The organism is Kocuria turfanensis, from assembly GCF_001580365.1.
GTDB lineage: Bacteria > Actinomycetota > Actinomycetes > Actinomycetales > Micrococcaceae > Kocuria > Kocuria turfanensis.
The window spans coordinates 227,993-248,528 of sequence record NZ_CP014480.1 but is presented as its reverse complement, the minus strand read 5'-3'; the positions used below and the strand labels follow the sequence as shown (position 1 = coordinate 248,528).

Annotated in this window: 17 protein-coding genes; 4 read left to right on the top strand and 13 right to left on the bottom strand. The window is 73.1% G+C overall.

What is annotated here, in order from left to right:
* The first annotated feature begins 106 nt into the window (after positions 1 to 106).
* Entirely contained in the window at positions 107 to 856 is a 750-nt protein-coding gene (gene pgl / locus AYX06_RS01035) for a 6-phosphogluconolactonase (RefSeq protein WP_062733575.1), read from the top strand.
* Between the two features lie 98 nt (positions 857 to 954).
* On the top strand, positions 955 to 1,713 hold the full coding sequence (locus AYX06_RS01030; RefSeq protein ID WP_062733573.1) for an AfsR/SARP family transcriptional regulator: 759 nt from the start codon (positions 955 to 957) through the stop codon (positions 1,711 to 1,713).
* A gap of 79 nt (positions 1,714 to 1,792) precedes the next feature.
* Here the strand turns inward: AYX06_RS01030 and AYX06_RS01025 are convergent, their stop codons facing one another.
* The 13 genes from AYX06_RS01025 to AYX06_RS00965 form a co-directional block, all read right to left on the bottom strand.
* The gene (locus AYX06_RS01025; protein ID WP_062733571.1) at positions 1,793 to 3,187 is read right to left on the bottom strand and encodes an FAD-binding oxidoreductase; all 1,395 of its coding nucleotides are present in this window, start codon (positions 3,185 to 3,187) and stop codon (positions 1,793 to 1,795) included.
* 276 nt (positions 3,188 to 3,463) lie between these two features.
* A complete protein-coding gene (gene secG, locus AYX06_RS01020) occupies positions 3,464 to 3,718 on the bottom strand; it encodes a preprotein translocase subunit SecG (RefSeq protein ID WP_062733570.1) in 255 nt (84 codons plus the stop codon).
* A 70-nt stretch (positions 3,719 to 3,788) separates the two neighbouring features.
* Entirely contained in the window at positions 3,789 to 4,604 is an 816-nt protein-coding gene (gene tpiA / locus AYX06_RS01015; protein WP_062733567.1) for a triose-phosphate isomerase, read from the bottom strand.
* A 121-nt stretch (positions 4,605 to 4,725) separates the two neighbouring features.
* The gene (locus tag AYX06_RS01010; protein WP_062733564.1) at positions 4,726 to 5,949 is read right to left on the bottom strand and encodes a phosphoglycerate kinase; all 1,224 of its coding nucleotides are present in this window, start codon (positions 5,947 to 5,949) and stop codon (positions 4,726 to 4,728) included.
* Positions 5,950 to 5,988: 39 nt separating this feature from the next.
* A complete protein-coding gene (gene gap, locus AYX06_RS01005) occupies positions 5,989 to 6,993 on the bottom strand; it encodes a type I glyceraldehyde-3-phosphate dehydrogenase (RefSeq protein ID WP_062733562.1) in 1,005 nt (334 codons plus the stop codon).
* Positions 6,994 to 7,237: 244 nt separating this feature from the next.
* Positions 7,238 to 8,218: a DNA-binding protein WhiA gene (whiA, locus tag AYX06_RS01000; RefSeq protein ID WP_047805027.1), complete on the bottom strand. Its 981-nt coding sequence runs from the start codon at positions 8,216 to 8,218 to the stop codon at positions 7,238 to 7,240.
* Positions 8,219 to 8,266: 48 nt separating this feature from the next.
* On the bottom strand, positions 8,267 to 9,334 hold the full coding sequence (locus AYX06_RS00995; RefSeq protein ID WP_062733559.1) for a gluconeogenesis factor YvcK family protein: 1,068 nt from the start codon (positions 9,332 to 9,334) through the stop codon (positions 8,267 to 8,269).
* A 30-nt stretch (positions 9,335 to 9,364) separates the two neighbouring features.
* On the bottom strand, positions 9,365 to 10,288 hold the full coding sequence (gene rapZ / locus AYX06_RS00990; protein ID WP_062733556.1) for an RNase adapter RapZ: 924 nt from the start codon (positions 10,286 to 10,288) through the stop codon (positions 9,365 to 9,367).
* Between the two features lie 191 nt (positions 10,289 to 10,479).
* On the bottom strand, positions 10,480 to 12,537 hold the full coding sequence (gene uvrC / locus AYX06_RS00985; RefSeq protein WP_062733553.1) for an excinuclease ABC subunit UvrC: 2,058 nt from the start codon (positions 12,535 to 12,537) through the stop codon (positions 10,480 to 10,482).
* A gap of 12 nt (positions 12,538 to 12,549) precedes the next feature.
* The gene (locus AYX06_RS00980; RefSeq protein WP_232319360.1) at positions 12,550 to 13,245 is read right to left on the bottom strand and encodes an HAD hydrolase-like protein; all 696 of its coding nucleotides are present in this window, start codon (positions 13,243 to 13,245) and stop codon (positions 12,550 to 12,552) included.
* Complete coding sequence (gene uvrA, locus AYX06_RS00975; protein ID WP_232319429.1) at positions 13,242 to 16,241, bottom strand: excinuclease ABC subunit UvrA; 3,000 nt, start codon at positions 16,239 to 16,241, stop codon at positions 13,242 to 13,244. The genes AYX06_RS00980 and uvrA overlap by 4 nt, the downstream gene beginning before the upstream one ends.
* Positions 16,242 to 16,285: 44 nt before the next feature.
* Positions 16,286 to 18,031 (bottom strand): MDR family MFS transporter, encoded by a 1,746-nt coding sequence (locus tag AYX06_RS00970; RefSeq protein ID WP_062733550.1) that lies wholly within the window; start codon positions 18,029 to 18,031, stop codon positions 16,286 to 16,288.
* The gene (locus AYX06_RS00965) at positions 18,028 to 18,582 is read right to left on the bottom strand and encodes a MarR family winged helix-turn-helix transcriptional regulator (RefSeq protein ID WP_062733548.1); all 555 of its coding nucleotides are present in this window, start codon (positions 18,580 to 18,582) and stop codon (positions 18,028 to 18,030) included. Before AYX06_RS00965 ends, AYX06_RS00970 begins: the two co-directional genes overlap by 4 nt.
* A 283-nt stretch (positions 18,583 to 18,865) precedes the next feature.
* Between AYX06_RS00965 and AYX06_RS00960 the strand changes: the two genes are divergently transcribed.
* Together AYX06_RS00960 and AYX06_RS00955 are read left to right on the top strand one after the other, a co-directional pair.
* Complete coding sequence (locus AYX06_RS00960) at positions 18,866 to 19,525, top strand: MBL fold metallo-hydrolase (protein ID WP_062733545.1); 660 nt, start codon at positions 18,866 to 18,868, stop codon at positions 19,523 to 19,525.
* Positions 19,519 to 20,505 carry a bile acid:sodium symporter family protein gene (locus AYX06_RS00955; RefSeq protein WP_062733543.1) on the top strand — a complete coding sequence of 329 codons (987 nt, stop codon included), beginning with the start codon at positions 19,519 to 19,521 and terminating at the stop codon, positions 20,503 to 20,505. Before AYX06_RS00960 ends, AYX06_RS00955 begins: the two co-directional genes overlap by 7 nt.
* The last annotated feature ends 31 nt before the right edge of the window (positions 20,506 to 20,536 follow it).

Here is a 20,536-nt window from a genome sequence, read left to right as displayed (position 1 = left end):
AGCCGGTGACCCCGGCCGGGGTCGACCCGGCGGATCCCGGGACCGCCGTGCCGCCGTCCGAGCCGGTCGCGCAGGCCGCGTCCACCGCCCCCGGGGAGGACCGCGCGTGAGCCCCGGTGCCGAGACGGTCCCGCACCCGGACAAGGCCACGCTCGCCGCGGAGAGCGCCGAGCGGGCCCTGGCCGTGCTCGCGGAGGCGCAGGAGGAGCGCGGGGAGGCCACGGTCGTCCTCACGGGCGGGAGCATGGGCGCCGCCGTGCTCGCCGCGCTCGGCGCCTCGCCGCGCCGTGCCGAGGTCGACTGGTCGCGCGTGAACGTGTGGTGGTCGGACGAACGCTTCGTGGCCGAGGACAGCCCCGAGCGCAACTGCGTCCAGGCCGTGGAGGCCCTCGGCGGGGCCCTGACCCTGAACCCGGACCGGGTGCACTACATGGGCGACGCCGGCGAGTTCGCCACGGCGGAGGACGCCGCCCTCGACTACCGGCGCGAGCTCGCCGCCGCGGCCGACGCGGAGCAGCGCACGGAGGCGTTTCCCGTCTTCGACCTCTCCCTGCTGGGCCTGGGGCCGGACGGCCACGTGGCGTCCCTGTTCCCCGGCCTGCCGCACGTCCACGACCCCGAGGCCACCGTGGTCGCGGTGCACGGCTCCCCCAAGCCCCCGCCGGACCGGATCAGCATGACCCTGCCGCTCGTCAACGCGGCGCGGCGGGTCTGGTTCCTGGTGGCCGGGGCGGACAAGGCCGAGGCGGTCGCGGCCGTGCGCGCCGGCGCCCCGCTGGAGCGCACGCCGGGCGCCGGGGTCCGCGGGACCGAGGAGACGCTGCTGCTCGTGACGCAGGACTGCCTGCCCGGCTAACGATCCGGCCACGCGCGTGGACCGGTCCGGCCCACGCCGGGGACCATGGGCACACGTGCGCCGTTCCGCGCTCCGCCGTCCGCCGGGGGAAGACCGCCATGACACACGAGCCGTGCCCCGCATCCGGCCCCGGCCCGGTCCATGAGCTGGTCCGGGGGCAGGTCCTGCAGCTGCGGATGCTGGGCTCCTGCGCGGTCCTGCGCGACGGGGTCGTGGTGGACCTCGGCACCCGGCAGCTGCGTCTGCTCGCGGCGCTGGCCCTGTTCGGGCGCCGGGCCCGGCCCTTCCTCGGCGGTCTCCTGTGGCCGAGTTGCACCGAGGCCCGCGCGCTGGGGAGCCTGCGCGCCGCGGTCTTCGCCGTCCAGCACCAGGTGCCCGGGGCGCTGACGGCCGACGGCCACGACCTCGCGCTGTCCACCGCCCTGGCCGTGGACGTGCACGGTCTCCGGGCCCGTCTCGTCGCCGCGGCGGGGGCCGAGGCCCCCACCGCCGTCGACGCCGCGGAGCTGGCGACGGCGGGTGTCCCCCCGCTGCTGCCCGGGTGGTACGACGACTGGGTGCTCGCCGAGCAGGAGCGGATGCGGAGTCTCTACGTGCACGCGGCCGAGCACACCGCCGCCCTTTGCCTGGCCCACGGTGATCCCTCCGGGGCCGCCACGCTGGCGGAGGCCGTGCGCGGGGCCGACCCGCTGCGCGAGAGCGCCGTGCGCCTGCTCGTGCGGTCCCATCTCGCCCTGGGCAACCCGGCCGCGGCGCTGCGGGACTTCCGCCGCTACTGCACCGTCGCGGCGGCCGAGACGGGCACGGCTCCCTCGGACGAGCTCGTCCGCCTGGTCGACGCCGTGATCCGCCGCTGACGCGCTGCCCGCCGGGACAGCACGGCACCCCGGCGCACGGCGCAGGACCACGGCACGCGACCACGGCGCGCCGGGACACTCAGGGACGCACCGCGTGCTGGAAGCGGAGCAGGTTCTCGGGGTCGTAGGCGTCCTTCGCGGCCCGCAGCCGGGAGCCGGCGTCCGAGCTCCAGGCCCGGGAGAAGGCCTCGTCCCCGTCCACCGAGCCCAGGAAATTGACCAACGTGCGCTCCGACACGTGCCCGCCCAGCGCTGTCAGGACGTCCTCGATCGCCGCCGGCACCCGGTCCCCGTGCGGCGGCACGGTGAGGCCCACGAGGCCGATCACGTAACGGCCGTCCCGGCCGGCCACGAGGTCGGTGGTGCCTTCCGCGGCCCGGGAGAGCGCGCCGCCCAGGAGGCGGATCTCGATGAGGGCCAGGGGGCAGTCCGCGTCCGGGCCCGCCTGCGCCAGCAGCGCGTCGACGGCGTCGTCGTCCACGTCCTCCAGCAGCCGCCCCGTCTCCCGGTACGGGATGGGCACCGGCGGGTCCATGTGGATCGCGTCGACGTCCCGGTAGCTCATGGGCCCGACCGTGTCCATGACCGGGTCGGGCAGAGCCCGCATCGGGGCGAGCAGCCGCTCCGCTTCCTCCGCCGGGGCCGTGCAGGCGTAGCGGAGGTGGACGACGAACCGGTCGCGCAGCGGCTCGGGGACGATGTCCATGGCCGGCAGCCGCAGCAGCGCGATCGAGGTGGAGACCGACTCCGGCAGGTCCGCGGTCCACCGGGACCAGGCGGTGAGCACCTCGCGGGCGTGGGCGCCGGGATAGATGACGGCCCCGCCGTAGAGCCCGTCGAGCGGGAGCAGCTCGAACTCCATCGCGGTGACCACGCCCAGGTTGCCCTTGCCTCCACGGAGCAGGCCGAAGAGCTCGGGCTCGTGCGCGGCGTCGACCGCGCGCCGCCGTCCGTCCGGGGTGACGACCTCGAAGGACCGGACGTGGTCGGCGGCGAAGCCGAAGGTCCGCCCCAGGACGGGCAGGCCGCCGCCGAGGGTGTAGCCGACGACGCCGACGTCGGTCGTGGAGCCGCTGAGGCCCACGAGCCCGTGCGGCACCGAGGCCTCCAGCACGCTCCGCCAGCGCACGCCCGCTCCCACGCGGGCGGTGCGGGACTGCGGGTCCACCGTGCACTCCTGCAGCCGGGCCGTGCTGATGAGCAGACCGCCCTGCATGGGCACGTCGGCCCCGTGGCCGGTGGCCTGCACGCCGAGGGGCACGTGGTGAGCGGCGGCCCAGGCGACGGCGGCAGCCACGTCGTCGGCGTCCTGGGCGCCCACCACCACGTCGGGGCGGATGGGTGTCGCGAGGTTGTAGGCGGCGGTCTCGGTCTCGTAGCCGTCGTCCTGCGGGGTGAGGACCGGACCCGCGACGTGCTGCCGGAGGTCCCCCACGTCCGCCGGAGGAATCGAGGGAGAGATCGACGGAGACATGGTGGCGGCTCCTCGGGAAGGGTGCGGTCCCGCCCCCGGGCGGGGCGTGCCACGAGCATCCGCCCGCCCGCGTTACGGCCGCGTTATTGCCGACGCCGCACCGCGCCCTGCGCCCTGCCGCCCCCCGCCCTGCCGCCCCCCGCCCTGCCGCCCCGCGGCGTGCCCCTCTGCGACATGACTGACCCCGGGTTCCCCGGGTGACCACGGGATCCCGTGGTCACCCGGGGAACCCGGGGTCAGTGGGTGCGGAGCGCGCTTGGCCGGTGCGGAACCGGGTCAGGCGGCGACCTCGGTGAAGCGCATGGTCAGCGCGTACGCGGCGATGGAGAGCGCCCACACCACGGCGGTGGCGGTGGTGAGCCGGATGAGGTTCTTCTGGGCGACCCCGGAGGTGTTGAGCGACTGGGTCATCCCGCCGCCGAACATGTCGGAGAGCCCACCGCCCTTGCCCTTGTTCAGGAGCACGAGCAGGACGGCCAGGAGGCTGGTGATCACGATGATCGCCAGGAGCACGGTCTGCAGAATTTCCACTGGGGCCTTCCCTCGGGGTGTCCGTCGAGCAGCCGCGCCGGGCGGGGCGCGGACGGTCAGGGGGTCGTGATCAGTCGGTCACGAGGTGCTGCTCGAACCTGGCAATGCTAGCAAACTCCTCGGCGTCGAGGCTGGCGCCGCCGACCAGCACGCCGTCCACGTCCTTGCCCTGCAGGATCGCCCCGGCGTTGGCGGCCTTGGCGGAGCCGCCGTAGAGGATGCGGGTCTTCGCGGCGGTCGCCTCGTCGTAGAGCCCGGCGAGCTCCTCGCGGATGGCCGCGGCCATCTCCTGGGCGTCCCCGGGGCCGGCGACCTCGCCGGTGCCGATGGCCCAGACCGGCTCGTAGGCCACGACGAGCTCGGCCACCCGCTCCGCCTCCAGCCCGGCGATGGAGCCTCGCAGCTGCTCGAGGGTGAACGCGACGTGCTCCCCGGTCTGGCGCACCTCCAGGCCCTCGCCCACGCACAGCACCGGCACGAGGCCGTGGCGGTGGGCGGCGGCGATCTTGGCGTTGCACTGCTCGTCGGTCTCGCCGTGGATCGTGCGGCGCTCCGAGTGGCCCACGAGCACGTAGGTGCAGCCGAGCTTGGCCAGGAACTGCCCGGAGATGTCGCCGGTGTAGGCGCCGGAGTCCTTGTCGGAGAGGTCCTGGGCGCCGTAGACCACGCGCAGGTCGTCGCCGTCGACGAGGCTCTGCACCGAGCGCAGGTCGGTGAACGGCGGGAAGACCGCCACCTCGGCGCGGGAGTAGTCGTGCTTGGCGTCGTCCAGGGTCCACGCGAGCTTCTGCAGCAGCGTGATGGCCTGGACGTGGTCCATGTTCATCTTCCAGTTGCCGGCGATCAGCGGCGTGCGGTCGAACTGTCCGTTGGTCTGCGAAGTCATCGGGAACTCCTGTCCGCGGCGGGTGCGCCGCTCGTGGTGCGGGTCGGCGGTGGTGCGGTGGGCCGGAAGGGCACCCCGGCCGTCCGGGGCCGGGGTGCCCTTCCGCGGTGGTGCGTGCGGGTCAGGCGCCGAGGGCGACGACCCCGGGCAGCTCCTTGCCCTCGATGAACTCGAGGGAGGCGCCGCCGCCGGTGGAGATGTGGCCGAACTGGTCGTCGCGGAAGCCCAGGTTGCGCACGGCCGAGGCGGAGTCGCCGCCGCCGATCACGCTCATGGCGTCCGCGGCGACGATGGCCTCGGCCACCTCGCGGGTGCCCGCGGCGAACGCGTCCATCTCGAACACGCCCATGGGGCCGTTCCAGAAGATGGTCCGCGCGGCCTTGATCCGCTCGGCGAACAGCGCCGCCGAGGCGGGGCCGATGTCCAGGCCGAGGCCGGTGGCCCCGATCTCGCCGCCCACGATGTCCTCCACGGGACGGGTCTCGTGCGGGGCGTCGGCGGCGAACGCCGCCGCGTACACGACGTCCACGGGCAGCACGATCTCCGTGCCGGCGGCGGCGGCCTTCTCGAGGTAGCCCTTGACGGTCTCGATCTGGTCCTCCTCCAGCAGCGACCCGCCCACGCGGTGGCCCTGGGCCGCCAGGAAGGTGAAGACCATCCCCCCGCCGATGAGCAGGGAGTCGGCCTTGCCGATGAGGTTCTCGATCACGGCGAGCTTGTCGGAGACCTTGGAGCCGCCCATGACGACCACGAACGGCCGCTCGGGGTTCTGGACGACCTTCGTGAGCACGTCCAGCTCCCGCTTGACCAGGTCGCCCTGGTAGGCCGGGAGCCGGTGGGCGATGTCGAAGACGGAGGCGTGCTTGCGGTGCACCGCCCCGAAGGCGTCGTCCACGTAGGCCCCGCCCTCACCGGTCAGGGCGGCGAGCTCGTCCGCGAAGGCACCGCGCTCGGCGTCGTCCTTCGAGGTCTCCCGGGGGTCGAAGCGCACGTTCTCGAGCACGAGCACCTCGCCGTCGGCCAGGGCCTCGGCCTTGTCCCGGGCGTCCGGGCCGACGACGTCGGTGGCGACCCGCACCGGCACGTCGGCCAGGTCGGCCAGGCGCTGCCCGGCGGGAGCGATCGAGTACTTCGGGTCGACCTGTCCCTTCGGGCGGCCGAGGTGCGCCATCACGATGACGCGGGCCCCGGCGTGGGCGAGCTTCTCGATGACCGGCAGCGAGGCGCGGACGCGGCCGTCGTCGGTCACCGCGAAGCCGTCCAGCGGGACGTTGAGGTCCGAGCGGACCAGGACGCGGCGTCCGGCGACGCCGTCGGCGATCAGTTCGTCAAGTGCATGAGCCATGCCACTCACCCTACCCCGGGGCCGCCGCGCCGCCGCCGCTCAGAGCTGGTCGCCGACGTGCTGGACGACGTTGACGAGCCGGGAGGTGTAGCCCCACTCGTTGTCGTACCAGGCGATGACCTTGACCTGGTTGTCGATGACCTTCGTCAGCGGGGCGTCGAAGATCGTGGAGATGCTGTCGCCCTGGATGTCCGAGGAGACGATGGGGTCCTCGGTGTACTTGACGATGCCCTTCATGGGGCCCTCGGCGGCCTCCTTCATGGCGGCGTTGACGGCCTCGACGGTGACCTCCTTGGACGCCTCGAAGGTCAGGTCGACCACGGAGCCGGTGGGGACCGGGACGCGCACGGCGAAGCCGTCCAGCTTGCCCTTGAGCTCCGGCAGCACCAGGCCGACGGCGGCGGCCGCACCGGTGGTGGTGGGCACCATGTTCAGGGCGGCGGCGCGGGCCCGGCGCAGGTCCTTGTGCGGGCCGTCCTGCAGGTTCTGGTCCGCGGTGTAGGCGTGGATGGTGGTCATCAGGCCGCGCTCGATGCCGAACGCGTCGTTGAGCACCTTGGCCATCGGGGCGAGGCAGTTGGTGGTGCAGGAGGCCGCCGAGACGATGTTCATCGACGCGGAGTCGTAGGAGTCCAGGTTCACGCCCGGCACGAAGGTGCCGTCGATCTCCTTGCCCGGTGCGGACAGGACGACCTTCTTGGCGCCGCCGTCCAGGTGGGCCTTAGCCTTGCTGCCGTTGGTGAAGCGGCCGGTGGACTCCACGACGACGTCCACGCCCAGGTCGCCCCAGGGCAGCTTCGCGGGATCCGGCTCGGCGAGGAACGTGATCTGCTGGCCGTCGACGGTCATGCCGTCGCCGTTCAGGGCGACCTCACCGGGGTAGCGGCCCATGATGGAGTCGTACTTGAAGAGGTGGACCAGGGTCTCCGGGTCCGTGAGGTCGTTCACGGCCACGACCTCGATGTTGTTGCCCTGCTCGCGCGCCGCGCGGAGGAAGTTGCGTCCGATGCGTCCGAAGCCGTTGATTCCCACTCGAATGGTCACTGGGTTCTCCTGTGTTGGTCGGGATCTGGATCGATGAACCGCGACCATTCTACGTGGTTATCCATGGGTTGTCTTGGGGTCATGAAAGATTCAACCCAAATTCATCCCGAAACCCACACAAAACCACATTTTTTCGCCCAGGGCACCGGAAAGCCACGGAGAGGCAGATCGGCCCCGGTCCGCCCGGCGCCCGGGAAGGGCCGGACACCCTCCGCCAGCCCCGGCGGTGCGTCCCGGGCGGCGCTCAGGACGGCATGGCGTCCGCCGCCACCCCCGCGTCGGTGCCCGGGATCCCCAGCTCCTCGGCCCGGCGGTCCGCCATGGCCAGCAGCCGGCGGATCCGTCCGGCCACCGCGTCCTTGGTCAGCGGGGGGTCGGCCAGCCGGCCGAGCTCGTCCAGGCTCGCCTGCTTGTTGGACAGCCGCAGCTCCCCCGCCTGCCGCAGGTGCTCGGGGACCTCGTCGCCGAGGATCTCCAGCGCCCGCTCGACCCGGGCGCCGGCGGCGACGGCGGCCTGGGCGGAGCGGCGGAGATTGGCGTCGTCGAAGTTGGCGAGCCGGTTGGCGGTGGCCCGGACCTCCTTGCGCATCCGGCGGTCCTCCCACTGCAGCAGCGTCTGGTGGGCGCCCATCCGGGTGAGCAGCGCGGCGATCGCGTCGCCGTCGCGCACGACCACGCGGTCCACCCCGCGGACCTCGCGGGCCTTGGCGAGCACCCCGAGCCGGCGGGCGGCGCCCACCAGCGCCAGGGCCGCCTCGGGGCCGGGGCAGGTGAACTCCATCGCGGCGGAGCGGCCGGGCTCCGTGAGGGAGCCGTGGGCGAGGAACGCGCCGCGCAGCACGGCCTCGGCGTCGGCCACGGCGCCGTTGACCACGGCCGGCGGCAGCCCGCGCACGGGGCGCCCGCGCGAGTCCAGCAGCCCGGTGCGCCGGGCGAGGGCCTCCCCGTCCTGGACGACGCGCACCACGTAGGAGCTGCCGCGGCGCAGTCCGCCGCCGGAGACGACCACGATCTCGCTCTCGTGGCCGAACACCTCGGCGATCGCCCGGCGCGCCCGGCGCGCCGTGGCGCCGAGGTCCACCTCCGCCTCGACGACGATGCGTCCCGAGACGATGTGCAGCCCGCCCGCGAAGCGCAGCAGGGCCGACAGCTCGGCGCGCCGCTCCGAGGACTTCTTGATCTCGAGGCGGGACAGTTCTTCCTTGACCGATGACGTCAGGGCCACGCGGTTCCTTTCCTGGGGACTCTGGGGGTGGGGTAGAGCGGGGTGGGCTCAGCGGTGGCGCTCGAAGATCTCCTGGTAGGCGGCCGCGAGCCGGAGGGTGTTGTGCACGGCGGTGCCGGGGTGGGCCCGGACGTCGGCGTAGAAGACCTCGGCGCCCAGGGACGCGGCGACCTCCTCGAGGTCGGCGCCGTCCTCGGTGGCCGAGGGGTCGGCCAGCACGACGTCGAGGGTCAGGTCGGGGCAGTAGGTGTGCAGGACCCGCAGGTGGTCGGCCGCGGTCTTGCCCTGGGTCTCGGTGTCCGGGGACAGGTTCAGGGTGACGCAGCGGCGGGCCGGGGAGTCGCAGATGGCCCGGCGCAGTCCCGGCAGCAGCAGGTGCGGCAGCACGGAGGTGTGCCAGGACCCCGGACCCAGGATCACCCAGTCCGCGAGCCCGACCGCCTCCACGGCCTGCGGGCACGCGGGGGCGTCGGGCGGGACCAGGCGCACGTTGCACACGTCGGCCTGCTTGGCGAGCACCGCCTGCCCCGTGATCGTGCGGACCGCACCGGGGCCCTCCGGGCGGTCGGGGGTCCCGGCGCCGGGCACGTCCCCGGCGATCACCAGCGGCTGCGTGGACATCGGCAGCACCCGGCCGCGGGCGCCCAGCAGGGCACCGGCCCACTCGAGGCCGGCCACCGGGTCCCCCAGCAGCTCCCACAGCGTGACGATGAGCAGGTTGCCCAGGGCGTGGTTGTCCAGGGTCGTGGCCCGGCCCTGGGCGCTGCTGAAGCGGTGCTGCATGACGTCGCGCCACGTCCGGCCCCACTCGGAGTCGTCGCACAGGGCGGCGAGGGCCATCCGGAGGTCCCCCGGGGGCAGGACACCGAGCTCGTCGCGCAGCCGGCCGGAGGAGCCGCCGTCGTCGGCGACCGTCACCACGGCGGTGAGCAGCGGGGTGATGCGCCGCAGCGCGGCGAGGTTGGCCGAGAGCCCGTGCCCGCCGCCGAGGGCCACCACGGAGGGGCTCTCGTCGCCGGGGCGCCGGCCGGCCGGGTCCGGGGAGTGGTGCGGGTCGGCCTCGGCGCGGCTGCTCAGCGGCAGCCGGGGGAACGCGCCGGTGGGGGGAAGGGTCATCGAGGGTCCAAAGGGGTCAGGGCTGGCCGGTCACTCCCGGCCCACGTCCCGGTGCTGGATGTTGACGGTCACGAGCGGCAGCTTGGCGAGCCTGCGGGCCACCTCCTCGCTGACGGCCACGGAGCGGTGCTTCCCGCCCGTGCAGCCGATCGCGACGGTGGCGTAGTGCTTGTTCTCCGTACGGTACCCCGCGAAGACCGGCTCCAGCATCGAGACGAACCGGTCGACGAACTGCCGGGGCCCCTCGTCCTGGAAGACGTAGTCCCGCACCTCCGGGTCCTTGCCGGTGCGGGGCCGCAGGGACGGGACCCAGTGCGGGTTGGGGATGAAGCGGACGTCGGCCACGTAGTTCGCGTCTGCCGGGACCCCGTACTTGAAGCCGAAGCTGAGCACGGTCAGGCGCAGCACCACGGGTCCGTTGGTGGAGAAGAGGTCCGCCACGGCCTTGGAGAGGGCGTGCACGTTGAACCCGGAGGTGTCCAGCACCACGTCGGCCGACTCCCGCAGGTCCGTCAGCAGGGCCCGCTCCGCCCGGATCCCGTCCAGGATCCGGCCGCCGGCCTGGAGGGGGTGGGGCCGGCGCTGGTGCTCGTAGCGCGAGACCAGCACCTCGTCGGCCGCGTCCAGGAACAGCACGGAGAAGTCGACGTCGGAGGCCTCCAGGGCCGCCAGCGTCTCCTTCATGTCGTTGAACAGCGCCTTGCCCCGGACGTCGATCACCACGGCCAGCTTGGGCAGGGCCTGCGGGGTGCGGGAGACGAGGTCCGCGAGGGTGTGCAGCATCTGCGGGGGCAGGTTGTCGACCACGTACCAGCCGAGGTCCTCCAGGGCGTTGGCGGCGGTGCTGCGCCCGGCCCCGGACATGCCGGTGACGATGAGCAGCTCCGAGCTCGTGGGCTTCGCGTGGTCCGTTCCGTCCGCGGCCGCGTCCGTTCCGGCGGTGTGCTCGCTCATGTCCGATCCGTCTCCCGTCGTGCTGCCTCGACCTGCCCTCACGTGTCCTGCTCCGGACCGTCCCGTCCCGGGCCCTTCTGCCGCGGGCTACCCTGCCCGGTGCGGTGGCCCGCCGCCCGTGCCCGCGGCGGTCCGTTCCAGCCTAACCAAGTTCGCGGCCCGGTCCGGCCGTCACGACGCGGGGCACCGGCTCAGGAGAGCACCTCGCCCGTGGTCATGTTCACCGCCGGGGCGGCGTCCTCCTGCTGGGACTGCAGGGCGGCGGCGACCTTCTCGGACAGCGCCCGCCCGAACCCGGGCACCTGCTCGATCTCCTCCACACGGGCCGCCCTGAGCTTCTTGATCGACCCGAAGTGCTTCAGCAGGGCCTTCTGCTTGGCCGGCCCGACCCCGGGCAGCTCGTCCAGCACGGAGACGGTCATCGCGGAGGAGCGCTTCTTGCGGTGGAAGGTGATGGCGAAGCGGTGGGCCTCGTCGCGGATGCGCTGCAGCAGGAACAGGCCCTGGCTGGCCCGCGGCAGGATCACCGGGAACTCGTCGTCCGGGACCCAGACCTCCTCCAGCCGCTTGGCGAGGCCGACCACGTGGACGTCGTCGATGCCGAGGTCGGCCAGCGCCCGGGCCGCCGCGGCGACCTGCGGCGGACCGCCGTCGACCACCACGAGGCTGGGCGGGTACGCGAACCGCGCCCGCTCCGGCGCCTCGGCCCCGGCCTCGACCTGCCCGGTGCGGGGACCGGCGGCCTCCCGCTGGGCCTTCTCCTCGAGGTGGCGGCGGAAGCGGCGGGAGATGACGTCGTACATCGAGGCGGTGTCGTCCCGGGCCGCCTCCCCGGTGATGGAGAACTTGCGGTAGTCCGCCTTGCGCGGCAGCCCGTCCTCGAACACGACCATGGACGCGACCACGTTGGTGCCCTGCACGTGCGAGATGTCGTAGCACTCGATGCGCATCAGCGGCACCGGGATGCCCAGCGCCTCCTGCAGCTCCTGCAGCGAGGCGGAGCGGGTGGTGATGTCCCCGGCGCGCTTGGACTTGTGCAGCTTCAGGGCCTGCCGGGCGTTCTCCCGCACCGTCTCCATGAGGTGGGCCTTCTCACCCCGCTGCGGGACCGCGATGGTGACCCGGGAGCCGCGCAGCCCGGAGAGCCACTCCTCGAGCCGGTCGGCGCTGTCGGCGGGCTCGGACAGCAGCACGGTGCGCGGAATGGCGTCCTCGCGGTAGGCGAGCTCGGCGGCGGGCCGGTGCTTGGACCCGCGCGGCTCCGGCGGCGCGGCGGCCTCGGCGATGGCGGCGCTCTCGGAGGCCTCCGCGGCCGTCTCCCCGTAGACCTGCTCGAGCAGCTGCTCCAGCAGCCGTCCGCCGTCGGCCTCCTCGACCTTCTCGGTGACCCAGCCGCGCTGGCCGCGGATGCGCCCGCCGCGCACGTGGAAGACCTGCACGGCGGCCTCGAGCTCGTCCTCGGCCAGGGCGAAGAAGTCCGCGTCCGTGCTGTCGGAGAGCACCACGGCGTTGCGCTCGAAGGCCTTCTCCAGGGCGGCGATGTCGTCGCGGCGGGCGGCGGCGGTCTCGAAGTCCATCTCCGCGGCGGCCTCCTGCATCTGCCGCTGGAGCTCCTTGATGAACGGGGTGGCCTGCCCGGCCATGAAGCGGCACAGGTCCTCGGCCAGGGCGTAGTGGTCCTCCTCCGAGATCCGGCCGACGCAGGGCGCGGAGCACTTGTCGATGTAGCCGAGCAGGCACGGGCGCCCGGACTGCTCGGCGCGCCGGTAGACGCCCTTGGAGCACGTGCGGACCGGGAAGACCCGCAGCAGGGCGTCGAGCGTCTCCCGGATCGCCCAGGCCTGGGAGTAGGGGCCGAAGTAGCGGTTGCCCTTCTTCTTCTCCCCGCGCACCACCTGGGCGCGCGGGACCGTCTCGGACATGGTCACCGCGAGGTAGGGGTAGGACTTGTCGTCCCGGTAGGCGATGTTGAACCGGGGCTTGAACTCCTTGATCCACGTGTACTCGAGCTGCAGGGACTCCAGCTCGCTGCCCACCACGGTCCACTCCACCCCGGCCGCGGTGGTGACCATCGCGCGGGTCTTGGGGCTGAGGGCGTGCGGGGGCGCGAAGTACGAGCTGAGCCGGTTGCGCAGGTTCTTCGCCTTGCCCACGTAGACCACGCGCCCGTACTCGTCCCGGAAGCGGTACACGCCCGGGTCGGTCGGGATGTCCTGGCGGGCGGGGCGGTAGCTCTCCGGATCGGCCACGGTCCGGTCCCCTCAGCGGCCCGTCGGCGCGGGCTGGGTGTACCGGGCCAGCAGCTCCCCGAGCTCGGCGGCGTCCCCGGCCACGGCGGCGAAGCCGGTGGCGAGCTCGTGCTCGTCGGCGAAGCCCCAGCGCACGCCCAGGCAGTCGATCCCGTGGGCGAGCGCGCCCTCGGCGTCGTAGCGCCGGTCCCCGATCATCACCGTGCGCGCCGGGTCCGGGGCGGCCACGCCGAGCCGGCGCAGGGCCTCGCCGATGATCGCGGGCTTGTCGTGGACCGCTCCGTCGCGCGGGGCGGCCGCGGCGTCGTCGGCGGCCCCCGAGACGGTCTCGAACCAGCGGCCGAGGCCGAACCGCTCCACGGCCAGCTCCGCGGTGGGCTCGGGCTTCTGGGTGGCCACGGCCATCCGCACCCCGGCGCCGTGCAGCTGCTCGAGCAGGGCCTCCACCCCGGGGTAGATCCGGGTCTGGGCCAGGCCCTCGGTGCGGTACCGGGCCCGGTAGGTGGCCACCACGCGCGGGATCTCCTCCTCCGGGACGTCGGTGAACGCCCGCAGGGACCAGCCCACGGGCGGGCCCACGAAGCGGCGCAGGTCCTGGGGCACGGCGTGCCCGTGCTCGGCCAGCGCCCGGGCGATGCCCCCGGTGATGGCCCCGGCCGGGTCCAGGAGCGTGCCGTCGAGGTCCCAGAGCACCACGGGCGCGGTCATCGGGCGGCTCCCGCGGCCGGCTCGCCGAGGATCTCGGCGAGGAACCGTCCGGTGTGGCTGTCCGCGTTGCCGGCCACCTGCTCGGGGGTGCCCTCGGCGACCACCCGGCCGCCGCCGGAGCCGCCGTCGGGCCCCAGGTCCACCACCCAGTCGGCGGACTTGATGACGTCGAGGTTGTGCTCGATGGTCATCACCGTGTTGCCCTTCTCGACGAGGCCCTGCAGCACGAGCAGCAGCTTGCGGATGTCCTCGAAGTGCAGGCCGGTGGTGGGCTCGTCGAGCACGTAGATGGAGCGGCCGTTGGAGCGCTTCTGCAGCTCGGCGGCCAGCTTCACCCGCTGGGCCTCGCCGCCGGACAGGGTGGTGGCGGGCTGGCCGAGACGGACGTAGCCGAGGCCGACGTCCACGAGGGTGTTCAGGTGCCGGGCGATCGGGCCGAACGCCTTGAAGAACTCCGCGGCCTCCTCGATGGGCATCTCCAGCACCTCGGCGATGGTGCGTCCCTTGTAGTGCACCTCGAGGGTCTCCCGGTTGTACCGGGCGCCCTTGCACACCTCGCACGGGACGTAGACGTCGGGCAGGAAGTTCATCTCGATCTTGATCGTGCCGTCGCCGGAGCACGCCTCGCAGCGCCCGCCCTTGACGTTGAAGGAGAACCGCCCGGCCTGGTAGCCGCGCACCTTCGCCTCGGGGGTCTCGGCGAAGAGCTTGCGGATGTGGTCGAACACGCCGGTGTAGGTCGCCGGGTTGGAGCGCGGGGTCCGCCCGATGGGGCTCTGGTCCACGTGCACGACCTTGTCCAGCTGGTCCACGCCGTCGATCCGCTTGTGCCGGCCCGGGACCTGCTTGGCGCCGTTGAGCTTGTTGGCCAGCGACGTGTAGAGGATGTCGTTGACCAGGGTGGACTTGCCGGACCCGGACACCCCGGTGACCGCGGTGAGCACGCCGAGCGGGAACGCCACGTCGATGCCCTGGAGGTTGTTCTCGCGCGCGCCCACGACCTTGAGCATGCGCTTGCGGTCCACCGGCCGCCGCCGCGCGGGGACCGCGATGGCCTTGCGCCCGGAGAGGTAGTCGGCGGTGATGGAGCGCTCGTTGGCGAGCAGCTCGTCGTAGGTCCCGGAGTGCACCACGCGCCCGCCGTGCTCGCCGGCGCCGGGGCCGACGTCCACGATCCAGTCGGCCTCGCGGATGGTGTCCTCGTCGTGCTCGACCACGATCAGGGTGTTGCCCATGTCCCGCAGCTTGGTGAGGGTCTCGATGAGCCGGCGGTTGTCGCGCTGGTGCAGCCCGATGGACGGCTCGTCGAGGACGTAGAGCACCCCCACGAGCCCGGCGCCGATCTGCGTGGCCAGGCGGATGCGCTGGGCCTCGCCGCCGGAGAGCGTCGCGGCCGCGCGCTCCAGGTTGAGGTAGTCCAGGCCCACGTCCACGAGGAACGTCAGGCGGGCCTGGATCTCCCGGAGCACCTGGTCGCCGATCTTCGCGTCCCGCGCGCTCAGCTGCAGGTCGCGGAAGAACTCGTGGGCCTCGCGCATGGGCATGCGGGTGGTCTCGGCGATGTTCTTCCCGCCGATCGTCACGGCGAGCATGGTCGGGTTCAGCCGCGCGCCGTCGCAGGCGGGGCAGGCGACCTGGCGCATGTACTGCTCGTAGCGGTCCTTGGCGTGGTCGGACTCGGTCTCGGCGTGCTTGCGCTTGATGTAGCCGATCACGCCCTCGAAGCCCTGGGTGTAGCGGCGCTCCCGGCCGAAGCGGTTCCGGTAGGCCACGGTGACCTGGTAGTCCTTGCCCTCCAGGATCGCCTTGCGCGCCTTGGCGGGCAGCTTGCCCCAGGGGGTGACGAGGTCGAAGCCGACCTCCTGGCCGAGCCCGGCGAGCAGCCGGTTCCAGTACTCGCTGGTCGCCTTGCCCAGCGACCACGGGGCGATGGCGCCCTCCACCAGGGAGAGGTCGGCGTTGGGCACCACCAGGTCCTCGTCGACCTCCAGGCGGGAGCCGATGCCGTCGCACTCCGGGCACGCCCCGAAGGGGGCGTTGAAGGAGAAGGAGCGGGGCTCGATCTCGTCGGCCTGCAGCGGGTGCTCGTTGGGGCAGGCGAGGTTCTCGGAGAACGGGCGGCGCAGCTCCAGCGGGTGGGCGATCTCCTCGTCGGAGCGGGGCACGAGCTCGACGACGACGCGGCCCTCGGCGAGGCCCAGTGCCGTCTCGACCGAGTCGGTCAGGCGCTGGCGGATGCCCTCCTTGACCACGAGGCGGTCCACGACGACCTCGATGGTGTGCTTGTACTGCTTCTTGAGCTTGGGCGGGTCCGAGAGCTGGACGGTCTCCCCGTCCACGGTGGCGCGCGAGAAGCCCTTGGCGGAGAGCTCCTGGAACAGGTCGGCGAACTCGCCCTTGCGCTCCCGCACCACCGGGGCGAGGACCTGGAAGCGGGTCTTCTCCGGCATCTCCAGCAGCTGGTCCACGATCTGCTGCGGGGTCTGCTTCTCGATCCGCTCCCCGCACACGGGGCAGTGCGGCTGACCGATGCGCGCCCACAGCAGGCGCATGTAGTCGTAGATCTCGGTGATTGTCCCGACCGTGGAGCGCGGGTTGCGGGAGGTGGACTTCTGGTCGATGGACACCGCCGGGGACAGCCCCTCGATGAAGTCGACGTCGGGCTTGTCCACCCGGCCCAGGAACATCCGGGCGTAGGAGGACAGGGACTCCACGTACCGGCGCTGGCCCTCGGCGAAGATCGTGTCGAACGCCAGGGAGGACTTCCCCGACCCGGACAGGCCGGTGAACACGACCATCGCGTCCCGGGGCACGGTCAGGGAGACGTTGTCGAGGTTGTGCTCGCGCGCCCCCTGGACCACGATCTCGGTGAGATCGGACTTGTGGGTGGCCCTGGACACGGCGGCGGAGGCGGCGCCCGCGCCGGGCTCGGAGGGCTCGTCGGCGGGGTTCAGGACCAGGGTGGACGTGGGGATCGGCTCAGACACGCCCTCCACTCTAGTACCGGGCCCGGACATGACCACGGGCTCCGTGGGCCGGTTCACACCCGGTCCACGGGGCCGGTGGAGGTGTCCTCGCGCACGCGGTCGGCGGCGCCGTCCTCCCCGGTGTCCCGGGTGGCGGCGGCCTCGTCCCCCGCGGGCCGCTCGTCCCCGGCGGAGCGGGCCTCGCGCTGCCGGCGCCGGACCTCCCGGGCGTCGAGGGTGCGGGTGACGACCTTGAGCTGGCCCGTCTCCGGGTCCACCTCGACGATGTCCACGGTGCGGCGCAGCGGGACCTCCTTGATCAGCAGCACGGCCAGCAGCGTCACGAGGGAGGCGAGGGCGGCCACCAGGAAGATCAGCCCGGTGCCCGTGCCGTAGGCCTCCCGCACGATGCCCTCCACCGAGGCGGGCAGCGAGTCCAGGTCCATCGTGGAGGAGTCCACGGCGGCGGGGTCCCCGCCCTGGGCCCGGGTGCGGGCCGTGAGCTCGGCGGCCAGGTGCGAGCTCATCAGGGCGCCGAAGACCGCGACCGCCACGGCCCCGCCCATCGTGCGGAAGAACGCGACCGAGGAGGAGGCCGCGCCCATGTCCTTGAGCCCCACCGTGTTCTGCACGGCCAGGACCAGGTTCTGGTTCAGCGCGCCGATGCCCAGGCCCACGAGCAGGATGAAGACGCTCACGGCCCACAGCGGGGTGTCGTGCGTGAGCGTGGAGGCGAGGAACAGGCCCGTGGACATCAGCACCGCGGCCACGACCAGGATGATCTTCCACCGCCCGTAGCGGGTGATCAGCTGCCCGGCGACCGTGGCGCCCACGAGCGAGCCGAAGACCTGCGGGAGCATGAGCACCCCGGCCATGGTGGGGCTGAAGCCCTGGCCCAGCTGGAAGTACTGGCCCAGATAGGTGGTCGAGGCGAACATCGCCCCGCCGGTGGCGATCGCCGCGAGGATGGCGAGCGCCGTGGTGCGCTCCGTGACCACCCGGATGGGCACCACCGGCTCCGCGGCGCGCTGCTCGACGAGCACGAACAGCACGGTGCCCACGAGCGCGGTCGCCACGAGGGCCGCGGAGGTGCCTGAGACCCACGCGAACATGCCCGGCTGGCCGGCCAGGGAGACCCACAGCAGCAGCGAGGAGGCCGAGACGATCAGCAGGGCGATGCCCAGCCAGTCGATGCTCACCCGCCGGGGGGCCTGCGGCGGGATCTGCAGCGTGCGGTGGACCAGCACCGCGGCCAGGACCGCCAGCGGGGCCGGGATCAGGAACACCCAGCGCCAGCCGAAGAGGTCGACGATCAGGCCGCCCAGCAGCGGGCCGGCGGAGGTGGCCACGGCCATGACGGCGCCCATGTAGCCGGCGTAGCGGCCGCGCTCCCGGGGCGGGATGATCGTGCCCATGATCGTCATCGCCAGGGCCATGATGCCGCCCATGGCGATGCCCTGGACCACGCGGGCCAGGATGAGGAACTCGATGGTCGGGGACAGCCCTGCCATGGCCGAGCCCAGGACGAAGATGACGATGGACAGCTGCAGCAGCTTCTTCTTGTCGAAGAGGTCGGCGAGCTTGCCCCACACGGGTGTCGTCGCGGCGTTGGCCAGCAGGGTGCCGGTGACCGTCCAGGACAGCGAGGTCTGGTCCCCGCCGAGGTCGGCCATGATCACCGGCAGGGCCGTGCCGATGATGGTGAGGGTGACCATCGCCATGAAGAACACGGAGAGGATGCCGGTGAGGGCGCGGAGCACGTCCCGGTGGGACGCGCCGGTCCCTCCGCCCGGTGCGGGGGCCGGCTGCGGTGCGGTCATCTCTCGGTGTCCTCCTCGTGCTGTCGGTGATCCGGGGTCGCCCGGCCGGCGGTGGCCGGCCCGGCGCCCCGAGGGGTCCCGGGCCCGCGGCAGGAGGTGGTGCGCTCCACGCCGAGGGAGTCCAGGAAGACGGTCGTGATCTCGTTGATGGCGCCACGACTGGCGCGGGCCTGTTCCTCGTCCCAGTTCTCGAGCCGCCCGGCGAGACGCTGCGCGTCCTCCTCCAGCACCCTCCGGACCTGTTCCCGGCCCCGCTCCGTGATGGCGACGAGCGCGGCGCGCCCGTCGTCCGGGTCGGGGGTGCGCTCCACGTGGCCCTCGCCCTCGAGGACGGCCAGCTGGCGGCTCAGCCCCGAGGGGCCGAGGCCGGTGTCCGAGGCCATCACGGTGGCCCGGCGGGGCCCGTTGCTGTCGAGGTAGTAGAGCAGGGCGATCGCCGTCGGGTTGAGTCGGCGCTGGCCGGCGTCAGTCTTGGTCACGCGCTTCATGACCCGCTGCAGCTCCAGCAGGTCGCGCACCAGTTCCACGGCGGTGTCGTGGGAGACGGGCAACGGGGCTCCTCCGGGGATCGGGGACGTGCGGGGCGGCAACGACGACGGAGCACCCGGTCCGCGCTCCCCCGCTGCTCACAGGTCCACCTCGGTGGACGATGCAGGCGCGGTGCGCTCGCCGCTCCTGATAATTTGTTGCCGCACGCAACTATACGAGGGTGGTCGGCGGTCCACAAGAGCCGGCGAGGTGGCAACGGTCACGCCCGGGCGCGGATCGGCCGCCGCGAGCGCCCGCAGCAGGCCCGACTGGCGAGTCATTGGACTCCGGCGTACCTTCGTCCTCATGATCGCATCGAAGACGGAGGTCACCGACCTCGCCGAGGTCACGATCCGCCGGATCTCCGTGAGCGAGATGGACAACAACGTCTACCTCCTCACCTCGAAGGACGAGGGCACCCAGGTGCTCATCGACGCCGCGGACGACCCCCGCGCCATCGCCGGGCTCGTGGGCGCCGGCAACGGCGACTGCTCCAAGACGTACGGCAACCTCCAGCTCATCATCACCACGCACTCGCACTGGGACCACGTGCGCGCCCTCGACGAGGTCCGCTCCCGCTCCGAGGCGATGACCGCCTGCGGCGCCGACGACGAGGCCGACATCGCCGTCCCCATGGACCTCACCTTCGAGGACGGGGACACCGCCGAGTTCGACGGCTTCGACCTGGAGGTGATCGGCCTGCGCGGGCACACGCCCGGCTCGATCGCCCTGGTCTACCGCGATCCGCAGGGACCGGCGCACGTCTTCTCCGGCGACTCCCTCTTCCCCGGCGGCGTCGGCAAGACGAACAGCCCGGAGGACTTCCGGCAGCTCCTCGACGACGTGACCGAGCGGATCTTCGACCGCTTCGAAGACGACACGATCGTCCACCCCGGCCACGGCAGGCCGACCACGCTGGGGGCCGAGCGCCCGCACCTCGACGAGTGGCGCGCCCGGGGATGGTGAACGCCGGCCCCGGCACCACCACCCAGGCTGCCGCCCCCGACCGCAGCGCCTATGTCGCCGTCCTGCTCTTTCCTCTCCTCGTCCTCGCCGGCGGACTCGTCGGCTTCCTGACTCCCGGGGCGGTGAGCGGGCTGTCCGGGTGGATCAATCCGCTCCTGGGCCTGGTCATGTTCGGGATGGGCCTGACCCTGCGCCCGGTGGACTTCGCCCTGGTGGCCCGGCGCCCGCTGCCGGTGCTGCTGGGCGTCGCCGCCCAGTACGTGGTCATGCCCCTGATCGCCCTCCTCGTGGTGTTCCTGCTCCGGCTGCCGCCGGAGCTCGCCGCCGGCGTGATCCTGGTCGGCTGCGCCCCGGGCGGCACCGCGTCGAACGTGGTGGCCTACCTGGCCCGGGGGGACGTGGCCCTGTCGGTGGCGATGACGTCGATCTCGACCCTGCTGGCTCCCCTGCTCACGCCGCTGCTGACCCTCTGGCTGGCCGGGCAGTACCTCCCGGTGGACGGTGGGGCCATGGCGTGGTCGATCACCCGGATCGTGCTCGTGCCCGTGGTCCTGGGCCTGGCCGTGCGGCTGCTGCTGCCGGGGCTGGTCCGGCGCGCGCTGCCCGTCCTGCCCTGGGTCTCCGTCGCGGCCATCTCCCTCATCGTGGCGATCGTCGTCTCGGCCAGCGCGGACCGCATCGTGGAGGCGGGCCTGCTCGTGCTCGCGGCCGTGGCCCTGCACAACGTCCTCGGCCTGACCCTGGGCCACCTGGTGGGCACCCTGACGGGCCTCCCGCCCGCGGCGCGGCGGACCATTGCGGTGGAGGTGGGCATGCAGAACTCCGGGCTGGCCGCCGGCCTCGCCGCCCAGTACATGAACCCGCTGGCGGCCCTGCCCGGGGCGGTCTTCTCCGTGTGGCACAACCTCTCCGGGGCCGTCTTCGGCCTGGTCTGCCGCCGGGCCGACGCCCGGGCCGCCCGCCGGCTCCCAGAATCCTGAGAATCCCTCGCCCCGGCCCCGGCGGCCCGCC

What these genes read in the sequence shown, in the direction of transcription:
- AYX06_RS01030 (WP_062733573.1), top strand. Translation starts at nt 955, where the DNA reads ATGACACACGAGCCGTGCCCCGCATCCGGCCCCGGCCCGGTCCATGAG.
- AYX06_RS01025 (WP_062733571.1), bottom strand. Translation starts at nt 3,187, where the DNA reads ATGTCTCCGTCGATCTCTCCCTCGATTCCTCCGGCGGACGTGGGGGAC.
- tpiA (WP_062733567.1), bottom strand. Translation starts at nt 4,604, where the DNA reads ATGACTTCGCAGACCAACGGACAGTTCGACCGCACGCCGCTGATCGCC.
- AYX06_RS01010 (WP_062733564.1), bottom strand. Translation starts at nt 5,949, where the DNA reads ATGGCTCATGCACTTGACGAACTGATCGCCGACGGCGTCGCCGGACGC.
- AYX06_RS00995 (WP_062733559.1), bottom strand. Translation starts at nt 9,334, where the DNA reads ATGACCCTTCCCCCCACCGGCGCGTTCCCCCGGCTGCCGCTGAGCAGC.
- rapZ (WP_062733556.1), bottom strand. Translation starts at nt 10,288, where the DNA reads ATGAGCGAGCACACCGCCGGAACGGACGCGGCCGCGGACGGAACGGAC.
- AYX06_RS00980 (WP_232319360.1), bottom strand. Translation starts at nt 13,245, where the DNA reads ATGACCGCGCCCGTGGTGCTCTGGGACCTCGACGGCACGCTCCTGGAC.
- AYX06_RS00970 (WP_062733550.1), bottom strand. Translation starts at nt 18,031, where the DNA reads ATGACCGCACCGCAGCCGGCCCCCGCACCGGGCGGAGGGACCGGCGCG.
- AYX06_RS00960 (WP_062733545.1), top strand. Translation starts at nt 18,866, where the DNA reads ATGATCGCATCGAAGACGGAGGTCACCGACCTCGCCGAGGTCACGATC.
- AYX06_RS00955 (WP_062733543.1), top strand. Translation starts at nt 19,519, where the DNA reads ATGGTGAACGCCGGCCCCGGCACCACCACCCAGGCTGCCGCCCCCGAC.